We start from the raw sequence: 22,260 nt of genomic DNA on the forward strand, positions 1-22,260 counted from the left end.
AATAAAATACCTGATTATTTTAGTAAAGTAAATAACCGAGCAAGAAGTTAAACTATTATTTGCTTTTTACCAAATCTCACTCTTCAACTACGCTCGAAATACACAAATGTTCTCCCATTGTAAAAGCGGCTTAGAAATAAGCCGCTTATCATTGTTATTTTTCAGCAAACGCTCGGATTTGTTCAGCTCCGAAATGCCCTGGTACGGTTTTTTTCAGGTTTAAATCACTATCTAAAAAGAGATTGAACGGATAGCCTCGCACTCTTGCTTTATCAATGATTTCGCCTTTTTCATCTAAAAGCACTGTGATATTTTTATATTCCAATCCTTTGTACCACTCAATAAAATCAGCAGTGCCTTTTTCGCCTTTGTGATCCGGCGAAACAATGGTAATCACTTCAAAATTGCGATCTTTTTCCGCACTTAAATCATCAATTTCAGCTAATCCAGCCAAGCAAATCGGACACCAAGATGCCCACATTTTTACATACACAGGTTTGCCTTTATATTGGCTTAAAGTAACTGGCTGATTGTTTAAATCTTTGAGTTGCACATCCGCCAAATTGGTTTGTGCAAAAGTATTTAGGCTGAATGCCATTAGAAATATTGATAGTAGTTTTTTCATTGCTTTTTCCTTTTATAGATTTCTTTTGTTGAAGTTATGCCTTACGAAAAATTATTCGTAATCAATAAAATACCCATCACGATAATTAAAATTCCGCCACCGATTTTAAATTTGTCTAAGTGTTTATTTAACCCTTTAGCACGTTTGAGCAAGCTATCAGAGAAGAACGAAAACAGTACAAACGGCGTTGCCAAGCCTAAAACATAAACGAACATCATTGATGCACCGTAAAGTGCAGAGCCTTCATCGCCTGATAACGCTAACACAGAAGCCAGAATCGGGCCAATACAAGGTGTCCAACCAAGACTAAAGGTTAAACCAAGCACAAATGCCTCAAGTGCGGTCGATTTTCCTGATGTTTTGATTTCAACCAATTTTGTGCGTTCCAACAAACCAATTTTGAAAATGCCAAGTTGGTGAATGCCCAAAATAATCACGATAACGCCAGCAATAATGCGGGTGGTGTTACTAAATAAAATATTCCCTAAAAAGCCAAAACTAAAGCCTAAACTGACAAATGTAAGGGAAAGCCCTAAAATAAATAAAAAAGTATTTAGGACTTTTTTGCCACCTTTACTCAAAATACCAAAATAAATTGGGATAATCGGGAAAATACAAGGCGAAAGAAAAGAAGCAAGTCCGGCTAAAAATACAGTTCCAATAAGGAGTTGTTGATCTAACATCCTGCCTCTCCTTATTTTTTAATCGATTGAATCAAATATCCGTATCCTGCCTTTTCCATTTCAGCGAACGGAATAAATTTAATTGATGCACTGTTAATGCAATAACGTAAACCGCCTTTATCTTTCGGACCGTCATCAAATACGTGACCCAAATGGGCATTGCCCGCACGGCTTAACACTTCGGTACGTTGCATATTAAAACTATTATCCGTTTGATAATGTACAACCTCTTTCGCTATTGGTTTCGTAAAACTCGGCCAGCCACAACCCGATTCAAATTTATCATTTGAAGAAAAAACAGGCTCGCCTGTGGTGACATCAACATAAATACCTGGTTGGAAATTATCCCAATATTCATTACTAAAAGAGCGTTCAGTATGTTTATTCTGAGTGACGGAATATTGCAACGGTGTCAATTTCGCTTTGAGTTCTGCATCACTCGGTTTCGGATAATCTTTCTCGTCAATCACGGGTTCATCAGCTTTGGTAATATCAATATGGCAATAACCATTTGGGTTTTTCTTCAAATAATCTTGATGATATTCTTCTGCTACGATGTAATTTTTAAGTGGTTGCACCTCAATTTGCACTGGTTTTTTATATTTGGTTTGAAGCTGGGCGAGTGCTTGTTCGATCACCGCTTTATCTGCCTCATCTTGATAATAAATTCCTGTGCGATATTGTCTGCCACGATCATTACCTTGTTTGTTTACACTCGTTGGATCAATTACTTTAAAATAATATTTAAGCAATTTATCTAACGAAATTTGGTTTGCATCGTAAGTGACTTTTACCGTTTCTGCATGATCGGTTACCCCAATCATCTGATAACTAGTTTTCTCCGTATTACCATTAGCATAGCCAGAAATCGCATCTTTCACACCGTGAATGTGCTCCATATATGCTTCCATACCCCAGAAACAGCCACCAGCAAGATAAATTTCACGAATATTTTGCGTATTTTCCATTGCCATTTTTTGTTCTCCAGATGATGTTGAATTTTGTATTGCTAAAGTTGGTGTAGCACAACAAAGTGCGGTAATAAATAGAAATGTTTTTGATAGTTTCATTGTTTTTCCTTATGATGTGAAAATTAACGTTACATAAGGTTAGACGGCGGACAATCTGATTTCTTACAGGTTTTTTTACTTAAGTTTGAATTGTGGTAGGAATAAGGGAGGAATCTTAAATAGAAAAGACTAAGTCTAAATTAAATATAGACTTAGCCTTGTTTAAATAAAATGATGTTGTTAGAGCAGAATTCTAATGACTTACTGCCATATTTAGTTTAGAAATAGCCTTCTTACCTTCTTCTTCAGAAACTTGTTCTAAATTTGCACCGCCTACAAATGCACCAAATTTAATATATTGACGAATAAAATAGTTTGCAAATTCAACCGCTTATTTTTTGCTACCTATCAGTTAATTCTCTAGATGGTTTTCGGCATCCCTAAATTGCTTCATCATTTCGCTTAAGGTTTCGCAATTTCTTTGAAAACGGCGGCAATGTGGACAGGTAACTAAATGAACTTTTAACCCAACTTTTTCTTGTATATCTAATGAACGTTCGTGCGATTCGGAAATCATTCGAGTGGCTTGGCGACAACGCATAATTTTCTCCTAAAGTTTTTTTGATAAACAATTTTGCAACTGCAAACGGGCCCGATAAAGTGTGGTATGCAAGTTGGAGGTAGTAAGCTGAGTTTCTTGACAAATTTCATCCGATGACAATTCTAAAAACTCTCTCATCATAAAAATTTTGGCATGTTTAGCGGGTAAACAAGTCAGGCAAGTTTCGAAAATCAACCAAAACTCATCAGAATACACCATTTCCTCTTCGCCCTGTAATTCGCTCGGATAATATTCTATTTTCCAATGCCCTGTATCATCAAAAAATGTATTAGTTGACTGTTCATCTTCAATTTCACTTTCTAATACAAAGCGTCCTTTCTGGCGAAGATAATCAATAATTTTATTTTTCAGAATAGCAAAAACCCAAGTTTTAAAAGCAGCTTGATGTTTAAAATTCGCGAGATTATTAAATGCACTTAAAAATGCTTCTTGTACTAAATCCTCAGCAAGGTCAGCATGGTGCAACTGTAACGTTGCAAATTTCAGCATTTGCGTACGAATTTGTTGGAGTTCCGTATCAGAAATAGCATTCATTTTAATTCCTTTAAAATTTTTGTAAGAAATGAAAAAGTGTTTCGTCTAATAACATGAAAGAAACAATTTCTTTCAATACTATTTTTACCACTCAAACAAGGAAATTTAAAATGAAAAATATTACATTGAAAAGCGCAATCTTAGGTATGACTATGTTATTTGGTGCGACAACCGTTTATGCAGAAGAAATGAAATCTGACGCCATGCCAATGAAATCAGAACCCATGATGGCAGGGTCAATGAAGTCAGAACCAATGATGAAATCTGATGCAATGAAAATGGATCAGATGAAAATGCCATCAAATAAGATGATGATGAAATCAGAGAAAAAAATGAAGGCGGATAAAAAAATGAAAAAAGCGAAAATGATGAAGAAAGAGAAAATGTAGTCGTTTTATTAGAAAATAAGGGGGATGAATGATCAGAATCCCCCGTCTATTTTTAGGTATTTCTAAGTATTAGAAACGGTACCCAACATTAGCACTAAAATCATTACCTTTTAATTTTGTGCCACTGCGTTTTAAGTTGTTGCGAGTATATTCTGCACCGACTTCAATATTGCTTGAAACAGCGTATTTTGCCCCCGCTCCGTAGCCAAAACCACGATAGGTTTCATCGCCGATTTTGCTTGAGCTTGCATCAACTTTTACGTATGGAAGCAAGTCAGAACCTACGCGGTAGCCTTGTTGATAACCGATAGTGTATTTGTTTTTTTGTTTCACATCACCGGTGACTTTTGTGCTGCCAATTTTAGCTTTTGCTTGAGCAACGCCTACTAGGTTGTTGCCATAGTCCATACCGTAATCAACAACCAGTACAGGACCTGTCGATTGTTTACCAGTAACACCGTTTGCTTTATATTTTGCAGTGGTTAAATCTGTGCTTACGCCTATGCCTGTGAATGTTTCGCCAACAGGTGCTGGGAATGCTGATGCAGAAAATGCACCAGCGATAGCTAATACGAGTAATTTTTTCATTTTTAATCCTTTGTTTGAGTGGAATTTTTTAAATTGTATTAACTCTCTTCCACAAGGGAAGAGGGTATTTTTTAGACTGAGTTTATTTATTCAAGTTCACCACAAACAAGTTCACCACAAAAACGGTAGCCTTCGCCGTGAATGGTTACGATGATTTCAGGTGTGGTTGGGTGATCTTCAAAATGTTTGCGAATACGACGAATCGTTACATCCACGGTTCTATCGTGTGGCTTAAGTTTACGCCCAGTCATTTTGAGCAATAAATCTTCACGGGTTTGGATTTTACCAGGATTTTCACAGAAATGGAGCAACGCTCTAAATTCGCTACGTGGTAGTTTATTCTCTTCGCCCTCTGGAGTAATTAGGCTACGGCTATTGATATCAAGCGTCCAGCCATTAAAGCGATATTGCTCAATATTTTGTGGTGTTGAGATTGTCTCTTTCTCTTCCACCATCGTGCGGTTAAGTAAATTTCTTGCTCGGATAGTCAGTTCGCGCGGGTTAAATGGTTTGGTGATATAGTCATCCGCCCCGATTTCCAAGCCCAAAATTTTATCAATTTCGTTATCTCGCCCTGTTAAGAACATCAATGCGACTTCAGTGGTTTCACGCAATTCTCTGGCAAGCATTAACCCATTTTTACCAGGTAAATTGATGTCCATAATAATAAGGTTAATTGTTTGCTGTTCAAGCACTTCGTGCATTTGCGAGCCATCCGTTGCTTCAAATACTTGATAGCCTTCTGCTTCGAAGATGTTTTTTAGCATATTGCGGGTTACCGCCTCATCTTCAACAATTAAAATTTGTGGATTATTTTGATGCATACTAGGTTTTCCTAATTTTTAAAATTATGTAACCGCTTGTTTATAATTTGTTGCGATTGTAACTGATCGCTTGTTACCTCAAAAGGATTGTTAGCACTTTCCTTATGCTGAATCAAATTCTTTAGGGTTATTTTTTGTCGCGATCATCAACGCCTTTTAACAAATAATTTCCCTCAATATCGGCAAGACTTCGGAAACCAATATTAAAAATATCACAATATTTATTTCGATTGATTAGCGTGTAATCAAAATTATCGTGGTGATGCCCGTGGAAAATTTTGCTCACCCCCATTTTTCTTGCTAATTGGTTAATCACGGCAAAGCCTTGTGGATGCGGACGTGGTGCTTCGTGCGTAATTAAAATATCCGCTTTTTGGCTTTCTAATGCTTCCATATCAGAAGGGAAAATCGAGGTACGATGTCTTAATGGTAAACCACCACGCCAAATTTTCTCTTGAGGCGTATATTGGCAATAGTGAATGGGGTCAAAAAACATCGGACGATTAGGCGGCATCCAAATATGTCCACGGAACACTCCACCTAAGCCCGCAATTCTTACCCCTTGAATATCCACCACTTTACCGTGAATATTGCGATCTTTCCATTCACTGCCCCAAATAGCATCAAAGGCGGCAACTGTTTTGCTATCATGGTTACCGTGAATAAACCAGATATCGCAATACTTGGCAAGTTCATCTAATTCGTGCGGATTGGTTAGTTGCAAATCGCCTAAAATAACCAACGCCACATTTTTCTGTTCTTTCACAAAAGGGTAGAGATGTTCATAGCTCCCGTGTGGATCGCCTGCAAAAAGAATCATACCTCGCCTTCCGTTTCGTGTTCAACATTGTACTGCTTAAACTGAAGAGGAATCGGCTCATCATTTAAAATCGCTTCGACAACTTCTTTGGTTTGATTATAGCGATCTAAATAGCTTGGAGATTCAATTTCAATATACGGAATATGGTGTTTTTCAAGCAATTTCTTAAGTAGTGCTTGGAAACGCTGGCGTTGTTTGAGTGAACCTAAACTACGCAAGCCATCATCGACCCATTTTGTATTATTATTGAGCAAAATCGTCACATCAAATGGATACTCTTTAATCATTGAATCCAAGAACGGATGAGCTCTACCTTCATATTGAATACAAAAGGCTTGCGTGGTAATGTAATCGGTGTCGATAAATGCCACTTTGTGAGCATGTTTCATCGCATAATCAACGTAACGTTTATGCCCCAGTGCCATTTGCGGATAGTCGGAATATTGCATCGCTTGCTCATCGCCACCAAGCTGTTCAAACACAAATTCACGCCCATATTCCCACGCAGAAGTAGTGTTAAATACATTCGCTAATTTGCTCACAAGCACCGATTTACCGCTACTTTCTCCACCTAAAATCGCTATCGTTTTTACGAAAAATGGACGCACTTCTTTTGGAATAAAACGCCAATATTGGAACGGGTTGTTGCGAATTTTGGTCGCAGATACATTAAAACGTTCGCGTTCAGGATCGACCAAATTAACCTCTAAATTAAGGTATTTTTCATAAGGAGCTTTATCTTGAATCTCGCTGCTGAATACAATGCTAGGATTGATATTTTTCTCTGCGAAAAGTTCTTTAACACGAGCTGCCCAAGTTTCCCAACCGTTCGGGTAGCTTGGAATGCCATCTTCATTTAAATGATGAATAAAAATCTGCTTTTGCTGATATTTAAAGATCTGCTGTACCCAACGCAGGCGATCTTCATTCGTTGGCATCTGCTTCATTTTACTCTCTTTAAAGAGTTGCAAATCGCGCTCGGTATCGGTGCAGACAATCACGTGCAAAATATCCACTTTACTGAATGCCTCATATACCATATTGATGTGCCCCGTATGAATCGGGTAGAACTTGCCAAAAATCACGCCTACGCGTTGATCTTGAGTTTCAACAATATTCAATACTCTATGCAATGCTTTCAGCTTACCAGCACTTGGATTTTTAATTTTACCGCTAACTAACTGATTAAAATAAGCACGTGTAACATTCGCTTGCGTACAAACATCATTCACTTTGAGTTTGAGCTGTTTGCGTTTTGATTGAAGGTAACTAAAGTCCGTCATGATTGGAAATGGGATGAGAAATCAATGATGCTATGATAAATCAAAATGTAGCATTTGAATAATATTTCTTTCGAAAAATTTAATTAAATGCACTATTTACTAGGCAAAAATACCAAATTTTATCCGTTTAATCTTTTCGATGTAAAAAATTTGGATAATCTGACCGCTTTTATTTCTTCTTTGCCCAGAAAAAGCTATAATCACAAGAATTTTCTATTTTAAATTTAGTGAAAAGTCCCAAAATAATGCAATTAATTCGAGGTTTCTACAATTTAGCCAATCATTCTGTTTTAGCGAACGGTTGTGTCCTTTCTATCGGTAATTTCGATGGCGTACATTTAGGACATCAACAAATTCTCGCTCGCTTGATTAACAAATCGACTGAATCGGGTTTACCTTCGGTCATTATGCTGTTTGAACCGCAACCCCGTGAGTTTTTTGCAAAAAAAACGGGCGATTTAACCGCTTGCAATGTGCCTGCTCGCTTAATGCGATTACGCGATAAATTAAAATATCTGGAAAAATCAGGTGTAGATTTCGTACTTTGTGTCCGATTTTCTGAAAGGTTCGCCAAGCTTACTGCAGAAGAGTTTATCCAAGATTTATTAGTAAAACAGCTCAAGGTTCGCTATTTAAGCGTGGGGGATGATTTCCGTTTCGGCGCAAAACGTGCTGGCAATTACCACACACTGCAAGAAGCAGGAAAGGCCTTCAATTTCACGGTAGAAGAGAGCCACACGCATAGTTTTGAACAAGATCGTATTAGCAGCTCGCTTATTCGTGAACTACTACAAAAAGATGAATTAGCGCTGGTGAAAAAACTGCTTGGAAAACCGTATTCCGTCGCAGGTCGCGTTGCCCACGGTAACAAACTCGGCAGAACGATAGGCTTTCCCACGGCAAACATTATGCTGAACCGTCTAGTTGTACCCATTCATGGTGTGTATGCAGTTAAGGTTGAAACAAAAACGGGAACGTACCAAGGAATCGCCAATATCGGCAACCGCCCAACGATTAACGGCACAAAGCCGCTACTAGAAGTGCATATTTTCGACTTTAACCGCTCAATCTACGGCGAAGCGATTGAAGTGAGTTTCATCAAAAAAATCAGAAATGAAGTTAAATTCGCCAATTTTGAAGCCTTAAAGCAACAAATTCAAAGAGATAAAACACAAGCGGTTGAATTTTTTGAGGAATTTGCAGATGCCTAGGGCTTCACCCTAGGTTACACATAATTCAGCCCCGTTGGAGCTGGAAGTTAGAAAACCAAATTCAAAAACAATTTTATTAACTGGAAACAAAAAAATGACTGATTACAAAAACACCTTAAACCTGCCTGAAACAGGCTTTCCGATGCGTGGGGATTTAGCAAAACGTGAACCTGCGATGTTAGAAAACTGGTATAACAAAAACTTATACCAAAAAGTGCGTGAAGCCTCTAAAGGAAAAAAATCCTTTATTTTGCACGATGGTCCTCCGTATGCGAACGGTAATATTCACTTAGGTCATGCGGTTAATAAAATTTTAAAAGATATAATTATGAAATCGAAAACCGCATTAGGTTTCGATACACCTTATGTACCAGGTTGGGACTGCCACGGTTTGCCGATTGAGCTAAAAGTAGAAGGTCTAGTGGGTAAACCAAACGAGAAAATCTCTGCCGCGGAATTCCGTCAAGCATGCCGTGAATATGCAAAAGAGCAGGTGGAAGGACAAAAAGCGGACTTCATTCGTATGGGGATTTTGGGCGACTGGGATAATCCATATTTAACAATGAATTTCGACACAGAAGCGAACATTATCCGTACTTTGGGTAAAGTGATCGCGAACGGTCATTTATACAAAGGTTCAAAACCTGTTCATTGGTGTTTGGATTGCGGTTCTTCTTTGGCAGAAGCGGAAGTAGAATATGAAGACAAAGTTTCCCCTTCTATCTATGTACGTTTCCCAGCGGCCAATGCACAAGAAATCGAACAAAAATTCGGTGCAGAGGGCAAAGGAAGCGGTCAAATTTCTGCATTAATTTGGACAACTACACCTTGGACATTGCCATCTAACCGTGCGATTTCATTAAACGAAAATTTTGATTATCAATTAGTCCAAATGGGCGAAGAACGTTTGATTTTAGCCAAAGAATTAGTTGAGGCTGTTGCTAAAGCGGGAGAGATTGAACAGGTTGAAGTATTAGGCGAAACCAAAGGCAGCGAGTTAAATTTACTTCGCTTCCAACACCCATTCTATGATTTTAGCGTGCCATTTATTTTAGGCGACCACGTTACCACTGACGGCGGTACTGGTTTAGTTCACACCGCACCAGACCACGGTCAAGACGACTATGTGGTTTCACGCAAAAACGGCATTGAAATGGCTGGCTTAATTGGCAATGATGGCAAATTCAAATCAGACGTGCCATTCTTTGCAGGTAAAGGCGTGTTTGAATCGAATGAATTAGTGTTAGACAAACTAAAAGAAGTAGGCGCATTGTTCAAATTAGAACGCATTAAACACAGCTACCCACACTGTTGGCGACACAAAACCCCGATTATTTTCCGTGCGACTCCACAATGGTTTATCGGCATGGAAACGCAAGGTTTACGCCGCCAAGCGTTAGACGAAATTAAATCTGTTCGTTGGATTCCAAGTTGGGGTGAAGCACGCATCGACACTATGGTGGCAAATCGTCCGGATTGGTGTATCTCACGCCAACGTACTTGGGGCGTACCGATGACGATGTTCGTACATCACGAAACCGAAGAGCTACACCATCGCACTTTAGAAATTTTAGAAGAAGTGGCAAAACGTGTGGAAGAAAAAGGTATTCAAGCGTGGTGGGATTTAGACCCTGTTGAAGTGTTAGGCGAAGAAGATGCGAAAATCTACCGTAAAGTGCCGGATACGTTAGACGTATGGTTCGATTCAGGATCAACCTACGCCTCAGTGGTGGAAGCGCGCCCAGAGTTCAACGGCAACAGCACAGATATGTACCTTGAAGGTTCAGACCAACACCGCGGTTGGTTTATGTCTTCATTGATGCTTTCTACTGCAACCAACGGCAAAGCACCTTACAAACAAGTATTAACGCATGGTTTCACCGTAGATGAGAAAGGTCGAAAAATGTCAAAATCGCTCGGTAACGTGATCGTGCCAAGCGAAGTTTGGAATAAAAACGGTGCAGATATTTTACGTTTATGGGTAGCATCAACCGACTATACTGGCGAAATTACTGTTTCACATAACATTTTAAACAGCGCAGGCGAAGCGTATCGTCGTATTCGTAACACAGCTCGCTTCTTATTAGCGAACTTAAACGGCTTCGATCCAAAACGTGATTTGGTGCAACCATCTGAAATGATCGCACTTGATCGCTGGGCGGTAAGCTGTGCATTAGAAGCACAAAACGACATTAAAGATGCCTACGATAACTACCAATTCCACACCGTTGTGCAACGCTTAATGCGTTTCTGCTCAATCGAAATGGGATCGTTCTACTTAGACATCATTAAAGACCGTCAGTACACCACCAAAGCAGACAGCCTTGCACGCCGCAGTTGCCAAACAGCGTTATGGCATATTGCGGAAGCTTTAGTGCGTTGGATTGCACCAATTCTTTCATTCACCGCAGATGAAATTTGGGGCTACTTGCCACAAGTGGAAGGTCGTTCAGAATTCGTCTTTACCGAAGAATTCTACGAAGGCTTATTCGGCTTAGGCGAGAACGAAAAATTAGACGATGTCTACTGGCAAAAACTGCTTGCAGTCCGTGCTGAAGTGAACCGTGTATTAGAACAAGCACGTAAAGACAAAGCCATCGGCGCAGGCTTAGAAGCAAAAGTGACGGTATATGCGAACGACGAAATTCGTCCATTGTTAGAACAACTTGGCAACGAATTACGCTTCGTTCTCATCACTTCACAAGCAGTCATCAAACCATTAAGCGAAGCGGATGTCGCTGAAGGCGAACTTGCTGGCTTAGCTGTGAAAGTAGAACGTGCCGAAGGCAAAAAATGCCCACGTTGCTGGCACTACGCAACCGACATTGGCACACACGCAGAACACGCGAGTATTTGCGGACGTTGTGTTGAAAACGTGGCAGGTGAAGGTGAAGTGCGTCACTTTGCGTAAAACAAATAAAATGTGGGAATGCATTTCCCATATTTTATTAGACTAATTTCTTCGTTTTTTCTTTTGTCAAATCTCCCCTACCCCTCGAGGCTCAAAGGGGGGGGGTTTTAATGAAGAATAAAGAACCCCATTTTGTAAAAGTAAATTCCTCTTTAGCAAAGAAAAAGAGGGAAAAATGGAGTACTATTGATTAACAAAGAAAATAGCTATCTTTCCAATATTTTCTCTCAGGAGGACATATGAAATTCCGATGGTTAAAACATGGTTTTATTTTTCTAATAAGCATTTTGTTGTCAGCTTGCTTAACAACAAATTTATGGAAAGAAGATAAAGCAGAAATAGTATATTCTCCAATTGATACAGATAGCCTCATTGCATTAGGAGAAAATTCAAAAACAGGACAATTAGTCATTATAGGAGAAAAGTATTGGTTTGTATTAACACAAAAAAGCAGTGAAAAAATCAGACCAATTATTTCAGCAAAACTTTCCGCACCAGTAAAAACTAATGAAACTATAAAAATAACATTATCAAATTACAAGAAGAATGAATTTGATGCTTTCGTTACCTTATACTATTCACCAGTCAATGAAGCTGAAAAAGAAAAGGTAAAAAACATTGGTTTTCAATGTTTACCAAATTATTGCCAAAAAATATTTGGAAGCATTTATGGTGAAATCTATAAAAATAATGAAGTTAAATTAACTCAAAAAGATCAATTAAAACAAAAATTACCAATAGAAATAAGAGCTGAAAGTAAAACTAGAACTTCTGTAGTAAAAGGGGCTAATGTTATCAGAAAAATATTGCAAACCCCTGCAACTTTAATCGGAGATGTTCTGCTTTTGCCATTCCAGCTTTTATATGTTGCAGAAATATCATCAGATAAATAAATCTTAAATATATAAGCGATTAAATTTGCAAAACGACCACTTATTTTCTGATAAACTAAGTACCCTTTAAATTCATCACTATCCTCATTTATAGGATTCGTAAAATGCTAATTTTAAATAAACCTAATCACGCCAGAAAACAACTTGAAAAACTCACTTTTATTCCGCAAGCGGCAGAAAAAGTGGAATTTCTTGCGGATAGCCGTGCGTTCAAAACTCGCATTTTACAGCTTATCCATTCTGCAAAATCTCGTATTTATTTGACCGCTTTATATTTTGAAAAAGATGAAGCGGGGCAAGAAATCTTAGCTGCCCTCTATCAAGCTAAACAAGCTAATCCAAATTTAGAAATCAAAATTTTGGTCGATTGGCACCGCGCTCAACGTGGACGTATCGGCGAAGAAGCCACGAGCTCAAATGCAGATTGGTATACCCAACAAAAAGCCGAACATAACCTTGAAAAGGCGATTGAATTTTGGGGGGTACCAATTAACAAACGTGAAGTTTTCGGCGTGTTACATCTCAAAGGTTTTATCTTTGACAACACGCTAGTTTATAGCGGTGCAAGTATCAATAACGTTTATTTGCAACAGTTTGAGCGTTATCGCTACGATCGTTACCACATGATTGAAAATACAACATTAACTGACAGCATGGTTGAATTGCTAGAAAAACATATTATTAGCCAACCTGCAGTTTGCCGATTGGATGATGTCAATCGCCCGAAAACCTTTGGACTTCGCCCGCAAATTAAAGCGTTTCGCAAATATTTAAGCCAACAGCAATATCAGTTTGTCGGCAAAGCACAAGATGAAAATTTAAGTCTTTCACCGATTATCGGTTTACGGAAACGTAATCAATTGAACAAAGTGATTGAAGCACTCTTTTACCAAGTGCAAGAAAAACTGACGATTTGCACACCTTACTTTAACTTCCCGCGCTCGCTCCAACAGCGTATTAAATGGTTGTTGGAAGGCGGCAAATCAGTAGAAATTATCGTAGGCGACAAAACTGCCAATGACTTCTATACTAAACCAGAAGAAAAATTCACAATGGCATCAGCGCTACCTTATCTCTATGAGAAAAATTTACGTGCTTTTGCTAGACGTTTTGACCATTTTATTCAAAACAAACAACTGACCATTCGCCTTTGGAAAGATAATGAAAATAGCTACCATCTAAAAGGCGTTTGGATCGATAACTGCTATATCTTACTCACTGGTAACAATCTCAACCCACGAGCTTGGGCGCTAGATGCGGAAAATGCGGTATTGATTCATGATCCTAAAGCGGAATTAAGTGAAAAAGCACAAACTGAACTAACCCATATTCGTCAACATACCAAAGTGTTAACCCACTATAGCGATTTAGAACAACTCAAAGACTACCCAGAAGCGGTACGCAAATTGCTAAAAAAATTCGGCCGCGTGAAGCTCGATAAAGTGGTGAAAATGTTGTTGTAAGAACAAATAAAAATACTAGAAAGCAGGGCGTGTATAACACGCCCTACGCCTTCTTAACATACCTGAAATCCATATCAAGGAATCACTATGAGTGAACAAATCTACGGCATTCACGCCGTCAAAGCTTTTTTAGATAATGCACCAGAACGCTTAATTGAAGTATTGATGCTAAAAGGGCGTGAAGACAAACGTCTTAATCCATTATTAGGCGAATTAAAACGCTTAGGCGTGGCAGTTCAACAAGTCAACCGCCAAACTTTAGATAACAAAGCGCAAGGGGAAGTGCATCAAGGCATTATTGCACGTGTGGTGCCACAAAAAGAGCTCAATGAACACGATTTAGATGCGATTTTAGCCAACAAATCTGCACCATTTTTACTCATTTTAGATGGTGTGACCGACCCGCATAACCTCGGAGCTTGTTTACGAACGGCAGATGCGGCAGGCGTTGATGCCGTAATTGTGCCAAAAGACAAATCAGCCCAACTGACCTCAACCGCTAGAAAAGTGGCTTGTGGTGCTGCCGAAACTGTGCCGCTGATTCGTGTCACCAACCTTGCTCGCACCATGCGTGAACTGCAAGAAAACCACAACATCTGGATTGTCGGCACCGCAGGCGAAGCTACTTCGGGTATTTATGAAGCCAAACTCACAGGCGCAATTGCGCTTGTAATGGGGGCAGAGGGCGATGGAATGCGTCGCCTCACCCGTGAACATTGCGACCAACTCATCAGCATTCCAATGGCAGGATCGGTCTCCTCACTAAACGTTTCTGTTGCCACAGGCGTGTGCTTGTTTGAGATTGTACGACAAAAATCGGCCTTGTAATCGACTGATAAGATTAAGAATATATAAAAAATGCTTAAAGCCTTAAACAAAAGCTTTAAGCATTTTGATTCCTACAACCACCCTTTCCGTTTGAAATATAAATACGGCGAAGCAGCGGCAACAATCATCAAACAAATCGCCATTGGGTAGCCATATTGGAAATGCAACTCTGGCATAAACTCAAAGTTCATTCCGTAGGTGGATGCCACGAGTGTTGCTGGGAGGAACATCACAGAAACTACCGAGAAGAATTTCATAATGCGGTTCTGTTCGATGTTGATGAAACCCATTGCCGCCTGCATTAAGAAGTTCACTTTTTGGAACAGCGATTCATTGTGCGGCTGCAAAGATTCAATATCTCGCATAATATCGCGTGCTTGTTCGAGCTGGTTGTTTGGCAAACGTGTTTTGCGTAGTAAGAAACTCAACGCACGTTGCGTATCCATCAAACATAAACGTACTTTTGAGCTCACATCTTCCAACTCCGTAAGATCTGAAAGGGCTTCATTGAGGCTATCGCCCTCTTGTTTGCCATCCAAAATCACGTGGCTCATATTTTCTAAATCAGCGTAAACTGTTTCGATAACATCCGCCAGCTGTTCGATTTTGGTTTCGAACAGGTCAAGCAGCAATTCATAAGCGTTACTATCAAGCAATTTCATTCGGCGCGAACGCATACGATATAAGCGGAATGCAGGCAAATCGCGTTCGCGAAGCGTGAACAAACGTCCATCGCGAATGGTAAATGCGACTGTTGAAATATCAGCGTAATCGTCGTCATCTAAGCAGTAAAAGAAGGAGTGAAGGTGTAAACCATCTTCATCTTCAAAAAAGCGAGCGGAAGCTTCTAAGTCTTCTAACTCGTGCTCTTCCGCAAGGGTTTGGTCTAAGCCGAGTTTTAATACGCTACGTTCATCATCGCTGGGGTCGATTAAATCGATCCAAATGGCGTCATTGAGTTGATCGCGGGAGGTTTCGTCAATGCTCACAAGGCGAGCATGGTCTAATGCAAAAGCACGAATCATTTTTCATTTCTCCGAGTTAGGAGGTGATGAACAAAATGAACAAGGGGAAAGATACTAGACAAAAGTTACCGACCATGTCGGCAACCTGAGGTTGGACAAAGTGGGTAATCAAGAAAAATCTGAAAAGTATCGACTATGACTGTCCAAAATGTAATCCTCAAGTAAAAATAGCGGTGCGAATACTACCGTTCTTGTCTGAAAGAGTCAAGTTTTGTGGCGTTTTATTCAGCAAAATTTGAGGAACGTCATACTTCACGTTTATTCATTTTGGGGGAGATTTCTTTTTTGTGATTTCAGCGTATAATGAGCACTCACCATTTCAACACTTTATTTACAAAAGAGGATTTTAATATGGGTGGAATTAGCATTTGGCAATTACTGATCGTGGTCGCAATTATCGTATTACTTTTCGGTACAAAAAAATTACGTACACTCGGTCAAGATTTAGGTGAATCTGTTAAAGGCTTTAAAAAAGCAATGGCAGAGGAAAAACCGCAAGATGCTGCGTTCGATAAAGTCGAAGCAAAAACGCAAGAAAGCACAGAACAAAAAGCAAAAGATAAAGAGCAGGCATAACCCGTGTTTGATATTGGTTTTTCAGAGTTAGTACTCGTTTTAATTGTGGGCTTAGTGGTGCTAGGCCCCCAACGTTTGCCCATTGCAATCCGCACCGTTATGGGGTGGGTTCGTACCATTCGTGGCTTAGCAGCAAACGTACAAAACGAACTGGCTCAAGAACTTAAGCTACAAGAACTCAAAGACAGCATTAAAAAAGCAGAGGAATTAAATTTAAGTTCGCTTTCACCAGAATTAAGCAAAACCGTTGAAGAACTTAAACAATCTGCTCAACAAATGCAGCAAGACTTGAATACCACCAAAGGTGAAATCACTAAATTAACCGATGAACAAGTGGCGGAAATTCAAGCCAAAATTGAAGCCGAGAGCAAGCCTAAAGAGGCAGAACAAGCGGTCGAAAATGATCAACAGAATGCAAAAGAGCAAAACGCTGAAGAAAATTCACCGCTTACCACCGAAGAAAAAACGGTGACGACGGCGGAAGACGCAGAACAGGCAGAGTTAGACGAAGCCCTACTTGCTGAGAAGCTCTCGATTTATTATCCACCAGATGATGACGATGTTGCACCACAAGCGACTGAGCATGTAGCGAACAAGGAGAAGGGAAATGCAACAAGCTGATCAATCTCAACCGCTTATCGCTCACCTTGTTGAACTTCGCAACCGTTTATTACGTAGCGTTATTTTCGTATTAGTTGTTTTCTGTGCGTTAGTGTATTGGGCAAATGACATCTATACCCTGTTGGCAACACCGCTCACGAGCAATTTGCCAGCTGGGGCAACAATGATCGCAACCAACGTTGCAACGCCATTTTTTACCCCGATTAAGCTTACGATTGTTACCGCGATTTTTCTTTCTGTGCCTTATATTTTGTATCAGATTTGGGCATTCGTTGCCCCTGCACTTTATAAGCACGAAAAACGCTTAATCTATCCGCTGTTAGTCTCAAGCACCTTGCTGTTCTACTGTGGCGTAGCATTTGCTTACTATGTGGTGTTCCCAATCGTGTTCGGTTTCTTAACCAGCACCACACCTGAAGGGGTGCAGATGGCAACCGACATCAGTAGCTACTTAGACTTCGTTCTCACGATTTTCTTAGCATTTGGTATCTGCTTTGAAGTCCCTGTGGCGATTATTTTGCTCTGCTGGGCAGGCATCACCACCCCAGAAGACTTGCGTGAAAAACGCCCATACATCATCGTGGCAGCCTTCATCATCGGGATGTTACTTACACCACCCGATATTTTCTCGCAAACACTCTTGGCTGTGCCAATGTGCTTGTTGTTTGAAGTTGGCGTGATTTGTGCCAAGTTCTACAAACCAAGAGAAGAAGAAACCACGAGTGAAGAAAACGCTTAATTTTAGCCCGCGAAAGCGGGTTAATTTTTATGTTGTATATTCGTAGAGTGTGTGAATTGTTTTACAATTCACGCATGAAAATTTACCGCTTGTTATACATGCGTGGATTTCGAAAATCCACATACCCTACGTAACAATAATATTTAAGGACAAAAAATGACTCAATACCTCAACACCTCATTCCCGCAAAGCCGTATGCGTCGCTTACGTAAACACGATTTCAGCCGCCGTTTAGTAGCAGAAAGCCAACTTACCGCGAACGATTTAATTTACCCTGTTTTCGTCATTGAAGGCGAAAATCATCGCGAAACAGTTCCCTCAATGCCAGGTGTAGAACGTTTAACCATCGACCAACTTTTAATTGAAGCAGGCTTACTCGTGAAATATGGTGTGCCTATGATCGCCCTTTTCCCTGTGGTAGGTGAAACGAAAAAATCGCTAATGGCAGAAGAAGCCTATAACTCTGAAGGCTTGGCACAGCGTGCGGTGCGTGCATTAAAAGCAGCGTATCCAGAATTAGGCGTGATGACCGATGTGGCTCTCGATCCATTCACCACGCATGGGCAAGATGGCATTATTGATGAAACAGGTTATGTGCTTAACGACATTACGACCGAAGTGTTAGTTAAGCAAGCTCTCTCTCACGCAGCTGCAGGAGCGGATGTTGTTGCACCAAGCGATATGATGGACGGCCGCATTGGGGCAATTCGTGAAGCATTAGAGGCGAACGGCTTTATCAATACCCAAATTATGGCGTATTCCGCAAAATATGCCTCAAACTACTACGGACCTTTCCGCGATGCAGTCGGTTCTTCTGGCAACCTTAAAGGCGGTAATAAATACACCTATCAAGTTGATCCTGCCAATGCCAACGAAGGCTTACATGAAGTGGCAATGGACATCCAAGAAGGGGCAGATATGGTGATGGTCAAACCTGGAATGCCATATTTGGATATGGTGTGGCGTGTGAAAGAAACTTTCGGTGTACCAACTTTTGCCTACCAAGTTTCAGGCGAATATGCGATGCATATGGCTGCAATTCAAAACGGGTGGTTGAAAGAACGCGAATGCATTATGGAAGGCTTACTCTGCTTTAAACGTGCAGGCGCAGATGGCATTTTAACCTACTTCGCCAAACAGGTAGCGGAGTGGTTGTATCACGATAGCCGCAAATAGCCTTAGTAAGAATCTTGGCAAAATGACCGCTTGAAGAGATCGCAAGCGGTCATTTTCTTCCGAAAATTTACTATATCCGCATTTTTTGCAAAACGCCCCATTTTCAAGGATAATATGCCCATTTTTTAACACAATTTGAACGAATAAGAGAAGATTATGACTTATCCTCAAGAAGTAAATAAACGCAGAACCTTTGCGATTATTTCTCACCCCGATGCGGGTAAAACCACCATTACCGAAAAAGTGCTTTTATACGGAAACGCAATTCAAACCGCAGGTTCGGTGAAGGGCAAAGGCTCAGCTGCTCACGCTAAATCCGACTGGATGGAAATGGAAAAACAACGTGGTATTTCGATCACCACCTCTGTGATGCAATTCCCTTATAACGACTGTTTAGTCAATCTTCTTGACACACCAGGGCACGAAGACTTCTCGGAAGATACTTACCGCACTTTAACCGCGGTGGATAGTTGCTTGATGGTAATCGACTCAGCAAAAGGGGTTGAGGAACGTACCATTAAATTGATGGAAGTCACCCGCTTGCGCAACACGCCAATCATCACCTTTATGAACAAACTCGACCGCGATATTCGTGATCCAATGGAGTTGTTGGACGAAGTGGAAAGAGTATTAAAAATCCGCTGCGCGCCAATTACTTGGCCAATCGGCTGCGGAAAATTGTTCAAGGGCGTGTATCACATCGAGAAGGATGAAACCTATTTGTACCAATCAGGGCAAGGATCAACTATTCAAGAAGTGCGTATCGTTAAAGGTTTGAATAACCCAGAATTAGACGCTGCAGTGGGCGATGATTTAGCTCAACAACTGCGCGATGAATTGGAACTGGTGCAAGGTGCAAGTAACGAATTCGACCACGAAGCCTTTATCAATGGCGAATTGACCCCTGTATTCTTCGGAACCGCATTGGGTAACTTCGGTGTGGATCATTTCCTTGATGGCTTAACTGAATGGGCACCAAAACCACAACCGCGCCAAGCAGACACTCGCACGGTGGAAAGTTCGGAAGAAAAATTCAGCGGCTTTGTGTTTAAAATCCAAGCGAATATGGACCCGAAACACCGCGACCGTGTGGCATTTATGCGTGTGGTTTCAGGCAAATATGAGAAAGGCATGAAGCTCAAACACGTTCGTATCGGTAAAGATGTGGTGATTTCTGATGCCTTAACCTTTATGGCGGGCGACCGCTCTCACGCTGAGGAAGCCTATGCGGGCGATATTATCGGCTTGCATAACCACGGTACGATCCAAATCGGCGATACCTTCACTCAAGGTGAAACCTTGAAATTTACGGGCATCCCAAACTTCGCGCCTGAATTGTTCCGTCGCATTCGTTTGAAAGATCCGCTCAAGCAAAAACAATTGTTAAAAGGCTTGGTTCAACTTTCGGAAGAAGGTGCGGTGCAAGTGTTCCGTCCGTTGATGAACAATGATTTAATCGTGGGTGCGGTGGGTGTACTTCAGTTTGACGTGGTGGTTTCGCGTTTAAAAACGGAATACAACGTAGAAGCGATCTACGAAAACGTGAACGTGGCAACCGCCCGCTGGGTGGAATGTTCGGATGCGAAAAAATTTGAAGAGTTCAAACGTAAAAACGAGCAAAACTTAGCCTTGGATGGAGGCGATAACTTAACGTATATCGCACCAACGATGGTGAATTTGAACTTGGCGCAAGAGCGTTATCCTGATGTGGAGTTCTTCAAGACTCGAGAGCATTAATACAAAAAAGACCGCTTGTGAGATTAGCTCATACAAGCGGTCAATTTTTACGAATAAAATGCAAATTAAATGCTGAAAGAAGAACCACAACCACAGGTTGAACTCGCATTTGGATTTTGCACCACAAAACGCGAGCCATCTAGCCCTTCGGTGTAATCCACCGTACCACCAATCAAATATTGCAAACTCATTGGATCCACCACTAAGCCGACATTTTGGTTTTCAATGGTCAAATCACCTTCATTAACTTGATCGTCAAAGGTAAAACCATATTGGAACCCGCTGCAGCCCCCACCTGTGATATACACACGTAAACGGAGATTTGGATTATCTTCCCCTTCAATTAAACTCTTCACCTTTCTCGCCGCAGCGTCTGTAAAGATGAGAGGAATTTGGATATCGCTCATATCAAACCTATAACAAAACAAATAGTAGTTTATTATCTACCAATCTGGCATTTTGGGCAAGATCATACTAGAGTGTAAGTTTTAGTAAAGTTTTTCAGAAATAGAACAGAATCTGGTATAATTTAAAAAATTATTGTTAGGTTATTTCTTCATTAAGGTTAATGTATGACTAATGTTTCTTCTCAAAAACAAGATGAGATTGATTTAATTGAACTTTTCCGTGTATTGTGGGCGAAAAAGCTTTGGATTGTCCTTTCTGCATTTGTATTCACAGCTATTGCTAGTATCTATGCATTCACTGCAAAAGAACAATGGACTTCTACTGCAATTATTGTGGCTCCACGTTCAACTGATTTAGATCATTTATTACCTATACGCGCAGAATATGCTCGCATTATTGGCGACAGTGAATTTTCTGCTGGAGCGTTATCAGATTCATTATATGGTCAATTTAAGCACTTCCTTCTTTCTAACGATTTAAAACGTAAGTTTTTAGAACAGTCTGAATGGCTAAAAAACTATACAAAGAATATGACAGAAGAGCAAAAACATGCTTATATTGAGAATGCTGTAGCTAAATATTTAATTGTTCATGAAGTTGATCCAAAGAAAAAAGACTTAACAGAGTTAGATAAAATTGGTTTAAAAGTTACTTTCTCCGCAGAAACGCCAAAAGATGCACAACTTGTATTAGGGCAATACGTTGAGTTTATAAACCAATATTTATTAAACCAAACTAACCAAGAATTTAAACTCGGCTTCAACTTGCGTTTAGATGCTTTAAAATTTGCTAAAGAGCAAATGGAAGAAAGTTTAACCGAAACTAAAACGGTTCAAGTAGAAAACTTAACTAATGCATTAAATATTGCGAAAAAAGCAGGGATCACTGATTTCTCGAAAGGTAGTAACAACGCAATTTCAGTGCCGGAATATATGTTAGGTGAAGGGCGTTTAAATATCTCGGATTCTAAGCTGGCAGATGGCACATATCTCTTTATGCTGGGTGAAAAATATTTACAAGCTCAATTAGATATTGCCAAAAACAGTCCGGTTGTTTACCCAACAAACTATTACAGCACAGAAAGACAGCTTGCTAAATTAACAAAATTAGCACCGCAGTTAGAATCTGTTCAAGAGGTAAAAGCGTATCATTATTTAAGTTCGCCGGATTATCCAGTTGCAAAAGATAAGCCTAAGAAAGCGTTGATTTTAGTGATTGGGTTTGTTGTTGGCGTATTGCTTTCATCTATAATTGTCATCTTTAAGTGGACAATTAGCGTTAGATATAAATAAAG

Annotated in this window: 23 protein-coding genes and 1 pseudogene; 12 read left to right on the forward strand and 12 right to left on the reverse strand. The window is 40.1% G+C overall.

What is annotated here, in order from left to right:
- Positions 1-154: 154 nt before the first annotated feature.
- The 6 genes and pseudogenes from B0184_RS02395 to B0184_RS02415 form a co-directional block, all read right to left on the reverse strand.
- Positions 155-625: a redoxin family protein gene (locus B0184_RS02395; RefSeq protein WP_005709430.1), complete on the reverse strand. Its 471-nt coding sequence runs from the start codon at positions 623-625 to the stop codon at positions 155-157.
- Positions 626-666: 41 nt separating this feature from the next.
- Positions 667-1,308: a cytochrome c biogenesis protein CcdA gene (locus B0184_RS02400; RefSeq protein WP_005628783.1), complete on the reverse strand. Its 642-nt coding sequence runs from the start codon at positions 1,306-1,308 to the stop codon at positions 667-669.
- 11 nt (positions 1,309-1,319) lie between these two features.
- Entirely contained in the window at positions 1,320-2,378 is a 1,059-nt protein-coding gene (gene msrAB, locus B0184_RS02405) for a bifunctional peptide-methionine (S)-S-oxide reductase MsrA/peptide-methionine (R)-S-oxide reductase MsrB (RefSeq protein ID WP_005709443.1), read from the reverse strand.
- Positions 2,379-2,571: 193 nt separating this feature from the next.
- Positions 2,572-2,694, reverse strand: a pseudogene (locus tag B0184_RS10835) (DUF2846 domain-containing protein); the annotation flags it as partial.
- Between the two features lie 36 nt (positions 2,695-2,730).
- Positions 2,731-2,919, reverse strand: a complete 189-nt coding sequence (locus tag B0184_RS02410) for an anti-sigma factor family protein (protein ID WP_005709532.1) — start codon at positions 2,917-2,919, stop codon at positions 2,731-2,733.
- Positions 2,920-2,928: 9 nt separating this feature from the next.
- Positions 2,929-3,474 carry a sigma-70 family RNA polymerase sigma factor gene (locus B0184_RS02415; RefSeq protein WP_005709446.1) on the reverse strand — a complete coding sequence of 182 codons (546 nt, stop codon included), beginning with the start codon at positions 3,472-3,474 and terminating at the stop codon, positions 2,929-2,931.
- A gap of 110 nt (positions 3,475-3,584) precedes the next feature.
- Here B0184_RS02415 and B0184_RS02420 point away from each other — a divergent pair, with 110 nt between their 5' ends.
- Positions 3,585-3,863: a hypothetical protein gene (locus B0184_RS02420; RefSeq protein ID WP_005709517.1), complete on the forward strand. Its 279-nt coding sequence runs from the start codon at positions 3,585-3,587 to the stop codon at positions 3,861-3,863.
- Positions 3,864-3,932: 69 nt separating this feature from the next.
- Here the strand turns inward: B0184_RS02420 and B0184_RS02425 are convergent, their stop codons facing one another.
- The 4 genes from B0184_RS02425 to nadR form a co-directional block, all read right to left on the reverse strand.
- On the reverse strand, positions 3,933-4,451 hold the full coding sequence (locus tag B0184_RS02425) for a porin family protein (RefSeq protein ID WP_005709412.1): 519 nt from the start codon (positions 4,449-4,451) through the stop codon (positions 3,933-3,935).
- An 86-nt stretch (positions 4,452-4,537) separates the two neighbouring features.
- A complete protein-coding gene (gene arcA / locus B0184_RS02430) occupies positions 4,538-5,275 on the reverse strand; it encodes a two-component system response regulator ArcA (protein ID WP_005709522.1) in 738 nt (245 codons plus the stop codon).
- A 127-nt stretch (positions 5,276-5,402) separates the two neighbouring features.
- On the reverse strand, positions 5,403-6,095 hold the full coding sequence (locus B0184_RS02435; RefSeq protein WP_005709503.1) for a metallophosphoesterase family protein: 693 nt from the start codon (positions 6,093-6,095) through the stop codon (positions 5,403-5,405).
- Positions 6,092-7,378, reverse strand: coding sequence for a multifunctional transcriptional regulator/nicotinamide-nucleotide adenylyltransferase/ribosylnicotinamide kinase NadR (gene nadR / locus B0184_RS02440; protein WP_005709537.1), 1,287 nt, complete (start codon positions 7,376-7,378; stop codon positions 6,092-6,094). The genes B0184_RS02435 and nadR overlap by 4 nt, the downstream gene beginning before the upstream one ends.
- Before the next feature lie 245 nt (positions 7,379-7,623).
- Here nadR and ribF point away from each other — a divergent pair, with 245 nt between their 5' ends.
- The 5 genes from ribF (at position 7,624) to rlmB (ending at position 14,684) form a co-directional block, all read left to right on the forward strand.
- Complete coding sequence (gene ribF / locus B0184_RS02445) at positions 7,624-8,589, forward strand: bifunctional riboflavin kinase/FAD synthetase (protein ID WP_005709378.1); 966 nt, start codon at positions 7,624-7,626, stop codon at positions 8,587-8,589.
- A 94-nt stretch (positions 8,590-8,683) separates the two neighbouring features.
- On the forward strand, positions 8,684-11,500 hold the full coding sequence (ileS, locus tag B0184_RS02450) for an isoleucine--tRNA ligase (RefSeq protein WP_005709508.1): 2,817 nt from the start codon (positions 8,684-8,686) through the stop codon (positions 11,498-11,500).
- A 239-nt stretch (positions 11,501-11,739) separates the two neighbouring features.
- Entirely contained in the window at positions 11,740-12,393 is a 654-nt protein-coding gene (locus B0184_RS02455; protein WP_005709385.1) for a YidX family protein, read from the forward strand.
- A gap of 104 nt (positions 12,394-12,497) precedes the next feature.
- The gene (gene pssA, locus B0184_RS02460; RefSeq protein ID WP_005709480.1) at positions 12,498-13,856 is read left to right on the forward strand and encodes a CDP-diacylglycerol--serine O-phosphatidyltransferase; all 1,359 of its coding nucleotides are present in this window, start codon (positions 12,498-12,500) and stop codon (positions 13,854-13,856) included.
- A gap of 87 nt (positions 13,857-13,943) precedes the next feature.
- A complete protein-coding gene (gene rlmB / locus B0184_RS02465) occupies positions 13,944-14,684 on the forward strand; it encodes a 23S rRNA (guanosine(2251)-2'-O)-methyltransferase RlmB (RefSeq protein WP_005709541.1) in 741 nt (246 codons plus the stop codon).
- A 71-nt stretch (positions 14,685-14,755) separates the two neighbouring features.
- Here the strand turns inward: rlmB and corA are convergent, their stop codons facing one another.
- Positions 14,756-15,709 carry a magnesium/cobalt transporter CorA gene (gene corA / locus B0184_RS02470; RefSeq protein WP_005709429.1) on the reverse strand — a complete coding sequence of 318 codons (954 nt, stop codon included), beginning with the start codon at positions 15,707-15,709 and terminating at the stop codon, positions 14,756-14,758.
- Positions 15,710-16,060: 351 nt separating this feature from the next.
- On the opposite strand from corA, the gene tatA reads away from it, so the two are divergent.
- The 5 genes from tatA to prfC all read left to right on the forward strand — a co-directional run bounded on the left by tatA (position 16,061) and on the right by prfC (position 20,558).
- On the forward strand, positions 16,061-16,285 hold the full coding sequence (gene tatA, locus B0184_RS02475; protein ID WP_005709473.1) for a Sec-independent protein translocase subunit TatA: 225 nt from the start codon (positions 16,061-16,063) through the stop codon (positions 16,283-16,285).
- A 3-nt stretch (positions 16,286-16,288) separates the two neighbouring features.
- Positions 16,289-16,906: a Sec-independent protein translocase protein TatB gene (tatB, locus tag B0184_RS02480; protein ID WP_005709377.1), complete on the forward strand. Its 618-nt coding sequence runs from the start codon at positions 16,289-16,291 to the stop codon at positions 16,904-16,906.
- Positions 16,893-17,645 (forward strand): twin-arginine translocase subunit TatC, encoded by a 753-nt coding sequence (tatC, locus tag B0184_RS02485; RefSeq protein WP_005709479.1) that lies wholly within the window; start codon positions 16,893-16,895, stop codon positions 17,643-17,645. The genes tatB and tatC overlap by 14 nt, the downstream gene beginning before the upstream one ends.
- A gap of 156 nt (positions 17,646-17,801) precedes the next feature.
- Entirely contained in the window at positions 17,802-18,821 is a 1,020-nt protein-coding gene (gene hemB / locus B0184_RS02490; RefSeq protein ID WP_005709536.1) for a porphobilinogen synthase, read from the forward strand.
- 156 nt (positions 18,822-18,977) lie between these two features.
- Complete coding sequence (prfC, locus tag B0184_RS02495) at positions 18,978-20,558, forward strand: peptide chain release factor 3 (RefSeq protein ID WP_005709409.1); 1,581 nt, start codon at positions 18,978-18,980, stop codon at positions 20,556-20,558.
- A gap of 65 nt (positions 20,559-20,623) precedes the next feature.
- Here prfC and erpA read toward each other — a convergent pair whose 3' ends face one another.
- Complete coding sequence (gene erpA / locus B0184_RS02500; RefSeq protein ID WP_039851542.1) at positions 20,624-20,965, reverse strand: iron-sulfur cluster insertion protein ErpA; 342 nt, start codon at positions 20,963-20,965, stop codon at positions 20,624-20,626.
- A 165-nt stretch (positions 20,966-21,130) separates the two neighbouring features.
- On the opposite strand from erpA, the gene B0184_RS02505 reads away from it, so the two are divergent.
- Positions 21,131-22,258, forward strand: a complete 1,128-nt coding sequence (locus B0184_RS02505; RefSeq protein ID WP_005709450.1) for an LPS O-antigen chain length determinant protein WzzB — start codon at positions 21,131-21,133, stop codon at positions 22,256-22,258.
- The last annotated feature ends 2 nt before the right edge of the window (positions 22,259-22,260 follow it).

The organism is Haemophilus paraphrohaemolyticus (assembly GCF_002015045.1).
GTDB lineage: Bacteria > Pseudomonadota > Gammaproteobacteria > Enterobacterales > Pasteurellaceae > Haemophilus_A > Haemophilus_A paraphrohaemolyticus.

Coding starts and splice junctions, on each gene's coding strand:
- B0184_RS02395 (WP_005709430.1), bottom strand. CDS start 625: ATGAAAAAACTACTATCAATATTTCTAATGGCATTCAGCCTAAATACT.
- B0184_RS02400 (WP_005628783.1), bottom strand. CDS start 1,308: ATGTTAGATCAACAACTCCTTATTGGAACTGTATTTTTAGCCGGACTT.
- msrAB (WP_005709443.1), bottom strand. CDS start 2,378: ATGAAACTATCAAAAACATTTCTATTTATTACCGCACTTTGTTGTGCT.
- B0184_RS02410 (WP_005709532.1), bottom strand. CDS start 2,919: ATGCGTTGTCGCCAAGCCACTCGAATGATTTCCGAATCGCACGAACGT.
- B0184_RS02415 (WP_005709446.1), bottom strand. CDS start 3,474: ATGAATGCTATTTCTGATACGGAACTCCAACAAATTCGTACGCAAATG.
- B0184_RS02420 (WP_005709517.1), top strand. CDS start 3,585: ATGAAAAATATTACATTGAAAAGCGCAATCTTAGGTATGACTATGTTA.
- B0184_RS02425 (WP_005709412.1), bottom strand. CDS start 4,451: ATGAAAAAATTACTCGTATTAGCTATCGCTGGTGCATTTTCTGCATCA.
- arcA (WP_005709522.1), bottom strand. CDS start 5,275: ATGCATCAAAATAATCCACAAATTTTAATTGTTGAAGATGAGGCGGTA.
- B0184_RS02435 (WP_005709503.1), bottom strand. CDS start 6,095: ATGATTCTTTTTGCAGGCGATCCACACGGGAGCTATGAACATCTCTAC.
- nadR (WP_005709537.1), bottom strand. CDS start 7,378: ATGACGGACTTTAGTTACCTTCAATCAAAACGCAAACAGCTCAAACTC.
- ribF (WP_005709378.1), top strand. CDS start 7,624: ATGCAATTAATTCGAGGTTTCTACAATTTAGCCAATCATTCTGTTTTA.
- ileS (WP_005709508.1), top strand. CDS start 8,684: ATGACTGATTACAAAAACACCTTAAACCTGCCTGAAACAGGCTTTCCG.
- B0184_RS02455 (WP_005709385.1), top strand. CDS start 11,740: ATGAAATTCCGATGGTTAAAACATGGTTTTATTTTTCTAATAAGCATT.
- pssA (WP_005709480.1), top strand. CDS start 12,498: ATGCTAATTTTAAATAAACCTAATCACGCCAGAAAACAACTTGAAAAA.
- rlmB (WP_005709541.1), top strand. CDS start 13,944: ATGAGTGAACAAATCTACGGCATTCACGCCGTCAAAGCTTTTTTAGAT.
- corA (WP_005709429.1), bottom strand. CDS start 15,709: ATGATTCGTGCTTTTGCATTAGACCATGCTCGCCTTGTGAGCATTGAC.
- tatA (WP_005709473.1), top strand. CDS start 16,061: ATGGGTGGAATTAGCATTTGGCAATTACTGATCGTGGTCGCAATTATC.
- tatC (WP_005709479.1), top strand. CDS start 16,893: ATGCAACAAGCTGATCAATCTCAACCGCTTATCGCTCACCTTGTTGAA.
- hemB (WP_005709536.1), top strand. CDS start 17,802: ATGACTCAATACCTCAACACCTCATTCCCGCAAAGCCGTATGCGTCGC.
- prfC (WP_005709409.1), top strand. CDS start 18,978: ATGACTTATCCTCAAGAAGTAAATAAACGCAGAACCTTTGCGATTATT.
- erpA (WP_039851542.1), bottom strand. CDS start 20,965: ATGAGCGATATCCAAATTCCTCTCATCTTTACAGACGCTGCGGCGAGA.
- B0184_RS02505 (WP_005709450.1), top strand. CDS start 21,131: ATGACTAATGTTTCTTCTCAAAAACAAGATGAGATTGATTTAATTGAA.